This window comes from Stenotrophomonas capsici, assembly GCF_034961085.1.
Taxonomy (GTDB): Bacteria; Pseudomonadota; Gammaproteobacteria; order Xanthomonadales; family Xanthomonadaceae; genus Stenotrophomonas; species Stenotrophomonas capsici.
Genome location: NZ_JAYFUH010000162.1, coordinates 1 through 4,023, shown reverse-complemented (window position 1 = coordinate 4,023; position 4,023 = coordinate 1). Strand labels below are relative to the sequence as shown.

The window sequence follows — 4,023 nt, the reverse complement described above, 5'->3', positions numbered from 1 at the left end:
AGCACGGCATTGCTGCCGCCGCCCTGGCTCATCGCCACCACCGGCGCGGTCTCCACCGTCGCGGCCGGTTTGCCGCGGGCGAGCATGCCCACGGCCAGTGCCGCCAGCAGCACCAGGACCAGCCCGATCACTACCCACAGCCAGCGGCGGGACGGGGAAGGGCCGCGCGGCGGCGGGGCGGCCGAGCGGTCGATGCGGAGTTCTTTCAGCAGTTCAGCGGAAGCATTCATGTGGGAAAGGACGGCGCGTGGCGGGAAATGTGACCGAAGGTACCCCAAACCACCACGACCGGTGCGTCGTGGCATGTGGCCGATTCTAGACAGGCGTCGGGGGCCGCGCAGGTGACGGGTGTCACCCGCTTTGCCTGACCGGCGTGACTGCTGCCAGGCCGATGCCGCGCCTAACGTGGCGCCATTCCCACCAGGAGCGGATCGCGATGACGCAGGGCAACGAGGTACTGGCCAGCCTGCGTGGCGTGTACAAGCGCTACGGCACGTTGGCGGCGTTGGAGGGCGTGGACCTGGACCTGCATGCCGGGCAGGTGCTGGCAATGCTCGGGCCCAATGGCGCCGGCAAGACCACCACCATCGGCCTGTTGCTGGGCCTGCTGCGGGCCGATGCCGGCCAGGTCACCCTGTTCGGGGAGCACCCGCAGCAGCTGTCGGCGCGTCGCCGCATCGGCGTGATGCTGCAGGACGCGGCGCTGCCGGAAACGCTCACCGTGCAGGAACTGCTGCGGCTGTCAGCCAGCTACTACCCGGTACCACGGCCACTGGCCGACAGTGCCGCGTTGGCCGGCATCGAAGACCTGTTGCGCCGTCCGTACGGCAAGCTCTCCGGCGGCCAGCAACGGCGGGTGCAGTTCGCGTTGGCCATCTGCGGCCGGCCGCGCCTGCTGTTCCTGGACGAACCCAGCGTCGGCCTGGACGTGCCGGCGCGCCAGCAGCTGTGGGACACGGTGCGCACGCTGGTGGGCGAGGGCACCGCCGTGGTGCTCACCACGCACTACCTGGAAGAGGCCGAGCGGCTGGCCGACCGCATCTGCGTGATGCTGCGCGGCCGGGTGGTCAGCGATGGCAGCGTGGATGCGCTGCGCGCCCGCGTGCTGGTCCGCGCGGTGCGGTGCCAGTCACGGCTGGACGTCGCCCAGGTCCGTCGCTGGCCGGGCGTGCGCCAGGCGCAGCGTGACGGGGAGCGCCTGCACCTGGCCTGCGACCAGGTGGAGGCGGTGGTGCGACGGCTGCTGGCCGCCGACCCGGACCTGTCCGCGCTGGAGGTCAAGCCGGCCGGCCTGGAAGAAGCCTTCCGCGATCTCACCGATCCCCAACCGCAGGCCGCCTGATGAACACCACTTCCTCCGCGCTCCTGGCCGGCGCCCGCATGTCCGGCCGCCGCGTGCTCGGCGCCTACCTGCAGGAGGCGCGGGCCGAATGCCTGCGCTACCTGCGCAGCCCCGGCTTCGTGCTGCCGACGATGCTGTTCCCGGCCACCTTCTACCTGATGTTCGCGGTGGTGCTGGGCCTGGGCCAGGGTGCCGATGGGCCGCGCTTCCTGCTCGGCACCTATGCCACCTTCGGGGTGATGGCGCCGGGGCTGTTCGGCTTCGGGGTGTCGCTGGCGCTGGAGCGCGGCAATGGGCTGCTCACGCTCAAGCGCGCGCTGCCGATGCCGCCGGCGGCGTATCTGCTCGGCAAGATGGCCATGGCCATGCTGATGGCGCTGGCGATCGTGGTGCTGCTGCAGGTGCTGGCGGTGCTGGTCGCCGGCGTGTCACTGGCGCCGGTGCAGATGCTGCGCCTGACGCTGAGCTGCGTGCTCGGCGCGTTGCCGTTCTGCGCGCTGGGCCTGCTGATGGGCACGTGGGTGAAAGGGGATGCCGCGCCGGCGCTGGTCAACCTGCTGTACCTGCCGATGGCGTTGCTGTCGGGGCTGTGGTTCCCGTTGTCGATGTTGCCGCCGGTCCTGCGCAGCCTCGCCCCGGTCTGGCCCAGCCACCACCTGAACATGCTGGCCCAGTCGGCCATCGGCTTCGATACGGGCAGCGCATGGCCCCATGCTGCGTGGCTGGGCCTGTTCACCGTGGTGGTGGCCACCCTGGCCGCCTGGCGCCTGCGCCGTTATGGCTGATGGCATCATGGGCCGCACTGCAACCGGAGTCACCCGCTGATGTCCCGCACCCTGCCCGCCTGGCTCAGACCGGCACCGGATTCGGTGGTGGCCGACAACATCAAGATCGGCCGGTGGCCATGGCTGGATGCGATCCACCTGCTGTGGACGGTATGGGTGTTCATCACGCCGTTGTTCGCCGGCGGCTACACGTGGCGCTGGGCAGGGATCACGTTGGCGTCCTACCCGGTGTTCGTGCTGCTGTACGTGATGACTTTGTTGTCCTCGCGCCGTCACGTGGCGATCTTCGCCATCGGCATGGTGGTGCTGGGGATCTCGCTGCTGGGCGTGTATCCCTCGGCCATCAGCTACTTCGTGTTCGGTTGCGTGGGGTTGCGCATCAACCGCTGCATCTCCACCACGCGCTACCTGGTCGAGCTGCTGGCGTTGAACGCGGTGTTCGTGGCGCAGACCTCGTGGATCGGCTACCCATGGCAGGCGATCGCGTGGGTGCCGGTGTTGTCGATCATCATCGGCCTGATCGTCAGCGGTGAGCGTTCCGGCCAGGAGAAGGATGCGGCGCTGCGGTTGTCGCACGAGGAAGTACGGCGCCTGGCGGCCACCGCCGAACGCGAGCGCATCGGCCGCGACCTGCACGACCTGCTGGGGCACACCCTGTCGCTGATCACCCTGAAACTGGAGCTGTCGCGCAAGCTGTTCGACCGTGATGCGGAGCGCTCGCGCATCGAGCTGGCCGAAGCCGAGCAGATCGCCCGCGACGCGCTGGCGCAGGTGCGCAGCGCGGTGACCGGCTTCCGCGCCGCCGACCTCGCCGCCGAGCTGGCATCGGCGCACCTGCTGCTGGAATCCTCGCGGGTACACCTGCGTTACAGCGCGCCGCCGGCGATGCCGGCATGGATCGAATCCGGACTGGCGATGATCCTGCGCGAAGCGGTCACCAACATCGCGCGCCATGCCCAGGCCAACGAGGCCATGATCGCGGTGCGCAGCGAGGGCAATGCGGTGGTGCTGGAAGTGGTGGACGACGGGCGCGGCGGCGTCTCGGCCAACGGCAACGGGCTCGCCGGCATGCGCGAGCGCGTGGAGGCCATGGGCGGCACGCTGGCGATCGATTCGCCACGCTCGCACGGCACGCGGCTGGAGGTGCGTATCCCCGTCAACGGCGTGACCACGGCCTCCATCGACCATGCGGCGCTTGCCATGCGGCACGACACCCCCCTGTCCGATGGAGCGCGCGCATGATCCGCATCCTGTTGGCAGAGGACCAGGCGATGGTGCGCGGTGCGTTGTCGGCGCTGCTCAACCTGGAAGCCGACCTGGAGGTGGTCGGTGCCGCCGCCGATGGCGAAGTGGCCTGGCGCGAACTGCAGCGGCTTGCCCCCGACGTGCTCGTCACCGACATCGAGATGCCCAACCTCACCGGGCTGGAATTGGCCCAGCGCGTGCAGCGCCACCAGCTGCCGGTGAAAGTGGTGATCGTCACCACCTTCGCGCGCAGTGGTTTCCTGCGGCGCGCGCTGGATGCCGGGGTGCAGGGCTACCTGCTGAAGGATTCGCCGGCCGAAAAGCTGGCCGAGGCCTTGCGGCAGGTGCAGCGCGGTGGCCGTGCGATCGATCCGCAGCTGGCGATGGAAGCGTGGTCCGAGGCGGACCCGCTCAATGACCGCGAACGCCAGGTGCTGCGGTTGGCCGGCGAAGGCCGTTCGGCCAACGAGATCGCCGAGCAGCTCGGCCTGTCACACGGCACCGTGCGCAACTACCTGTCCGAGTGCATCGGCAAGCTGGGCGTGGCCAACCGCATCGAGGCCCATCGCCTGGCCCGCCAGAAAGGCTGGCTATAACCGCAGGAGCGGCTTCGGCCGCGAAGCCGGGAATGCCTGCGTCATCCGACGACAC

Annotated in this window: 4 protein-coding genes and 1 pseudogene; 4 read left to right on the top strand and 1 reads right to left on the bottom strand. The window is 69.7% G+C overall.

Annotated features, from left to right (window positions below; genetic code table 11):
- Positions 1-230, bottom strand: a pseudogene (locus VA603_RS10630) (efflux RND transporter periplasmic adaptor subunit); the annotation flags it as partial.
- A gap of 206 nt (positions 231-436) precedes the next feature.
- On the opposite strand from VA603_RS10630, the gene VA603_RS10625 reads away from it, so the two are divergent.
- Genes VA603_RS10625 through VA603_RS10610 form a run of 4 tightly spaced genes read left to right on the top strand, consistent with a single transcriptional unit; the run spans position 437 to position 3,968 of the window.
- Positions 437-1,342, top strand: a complete 906-nt coding sequence (locus VA603_RS10625; RefSeq protein ID WP_323438802.1) for an ABC transporter ATP-binding protein — start codon at positions 437-439, stop codon at positions 1,340-1,342.
- Positions 1,342-2,127 carry an ABC transporter permease gene (locus VA603_RS10620; RefSeq protein ID WP_243693959.1) on the top strand — a complete coding sequence of 262 codons (786 nt, stop codon included), beginning with the start codon at positions 1,342-1,344 and terminating at the stop codon, positions 2,125-2,127. Before VA603_RS10625 ends, VA603_RS10620 begins: the two co-directional genes overlap by 1 nt.
- A 39-nt stretch (positions 2,128-2,166) precedes the next feature.
- On the top strand, positions 2,167-3,369 hold the full coding sequence (locus VA603_RS10615) for a sensor histidine kinase (RefSeq protein WP_323438801.1): 1,203 nt from the start codon (positions 2,167-2,169) through the stop codon (positions 3,367-3,369).
- On the top strand, positions 3,366-3,968 hold the full coding sequence (locus VA603_RS10610) for a response regulator transcription factor (protein WP_192286907.1): 603 nt from the start codon (positions 3,366-3,368) through the stop codon (positions 3,966-3,968). Before VA603_RS10615 ends, VA603_RS10610 begins: the two co-directional genes overlap by 4 nt.
- Positions 3,969-4,023 lie beyond the last annotated feature (55 nt).

Bases quoted from the DNA above. Each gene is read 5' to 3' on its own strand.
- VA603_RS10625 (WP_323438802.1), top strand. From the start codon at position 437: ATGACGCAGGGCAACGAGGTACTGGCCAGCCTGCGTGGCGTGTACAAG.
- VA603_RS10620 (WP_243693959.1), top strand. From the start codon at position 1,342: ATGAACACCACTTCCTCCGCGCTCCTGGCCGGCGCCCGCATGTCCGGC.
- VA603_RS10615 (WP_323438801.1), top strand. From the start codon at position 2,167: ATGTCCCGCACCCTGCCCGCCTGGCTCAGACCGGCACCGGATTCGGTG.
- VA603_RS10610 (WP_192286907.1), top strand. From the start codon at position 3,366: ATGATCCGCATCCTGTTGGCAGAGGACCAGGCGATGGTGCGCGGTGCG.